The 1,714-nt window shown below is 31.5% G+C and carries 1 protein-coding gene; it reads right to left on the bottom strand.

The window, feature by feature from the left end; genetic code table 11:
- Positions 1-573: 573 nt before the first annotated feature.
- Positions 574-1,714: Zn-binding domain-containing protein (locus F6K22_RS40195; RefSeq protein ID WP_293110697.1), on the bottom strand; the 1,141-nt coding region annotated here is incomplete at its 5' end.

The following is a 1,714-nucleotide window of genomic DNA, read 5'->3' as shown; positions in this document are numbered from 1 at the left end:
TATTTTTCTATACGCAATAGTAAAGTATCAAACTCTCTTGGTGCTTACTTTTTGCTAGAAGAGCATAAATATCTTTCGTCAAACAAACTGATACTAAATGAGGTTTAGACAGAAGCTTTATTGTGAAAAAATTAGCTCAGAAAGTAGAAGAGTTTAGAGAGGAATTTGAAAAATAGATTTTTGATAACCGGATTTGGTATAAGTTGTAAAAGATACTTCACATAAAATGTTCGTTCTTTTTCAGAAGAGGAAAACTTAGTTTATATGCTGCAAGTTCCCTATGATTAATAGGGCTGCGAGAACTTGCTCAAATTCTTCTTCCAACTTTCAATTTTTACAGAACTTTTGAAGATAATCGAGTACAGTTAAAATTAATCACTCTTCCTCCTTACTGAAAAATAAAGGTTAAAAGCCTCTCTCAATAGAAGAAAAAAATTTATTTTAACCAATCCTATCTGTTTTAAGAAGAGGTAATTAATAATTAACAATTAATAATTATTGAACTGCTGCTGAGTGCTTACTACCCTAGAATTTTGTACTTCATAAAGTTGGAAATAGTTGTAATTTTTGACTTTATTTATAGTGGATAGCCTCTAAAAGTAACAAACCCAAATCTTTATACAAACCTCGATTTTGCTGAGGACAACGATGTTGAGTTAAACACCTAGGACAACCATATTCACAATCACAATTTTTTGCTAATGCTATTGCCTTTTGTGCAAACTTCAACAGTTGATTAAATATTGCCTCACTTGCTCCATTTCCACCATCACAAGTATCAAAAAAATAACCTACTGTTTCTCCACCTTGTCGCTGAACAAAGCATTCGACATCTTGACTCGAACTTAACACTACTAAAGGAATAGCAGATATAATTTGATGCCCCATACTATGCAATGCAATAAAATCTGGACTACAAGTCAATAAATCTTTGAAATCATCTGGAATGATACCTTTATATTTTTCCTTAATTTTCTCCTTAATTTGTTTGATATTTTCCTGTATAACTTGACTAAAAGCATAATTTATTTCTACTTTAACAACTGGAGCTTGATATTGAGTTTGATAGGGAGGATCGAAGCTACTTTCATCTACAACTGTAATCTTTTCAACTCCTTTTTCATATTTAGTAGCAAGTAGTTGATAACCATTTACTGAAAATGTAATTTCTCCCCAAAATAGACTGAACCTTAATCTAGCATTAGAAATATTTGTTCTAATTATTTGAGCTGTCGCTAGTTGCTGAATTTCTTTAATAGCTAACTCATTATTTGGAACAGTTTCTAAATTAGAGTTTTTCCCTAAAGGTTTTAAAATTGCTTGTTTTTTATCTAAGTCGAGATTTTCAGAACGATAGGTTATTAACTCACCATCATAATTTTGTGCCAAATAAATGGCTCCTGGAAATACTTCTTTATGTGCCAGACTCATTTGCATTTTTTCAAAACTTTTTCCAGTATTAATATCGATTAACTCCACATCATTTTGAGCATGACCGCGAAGATTAACGTTCCGATGAGGATAACCATAGCCCCAGAGTTGATTAGAGTTATTAATATATATTTTTTCCTGCTTTAATAAGCTATCGGCAATTACTCCAGCTACTTCTCCAAAACGTTCTGTTATTTCATTCAAAGGTATTCCACTTTCAACACAACTACATTCTAAATGTTTACCCAAAATTGTCGGATAATTTGGATTAAAAGCAGCACTT

Source organism: Okeania sp. SIO2F4, assembly GCF_010672385.1.
In the GTDB taxonomy this organism is placed as follows: domain Bacteria; phylum Cyanobacteriota; class Cyanobacteriia; order Cyanobacteriales; family Microcoleaceae; genus Trichodesmium.
The sequence above is the reverse complement of the archived record's forward strand: the minus strand, read 5'-3'. Positions and strand labels throughout refer to the sequence as shown.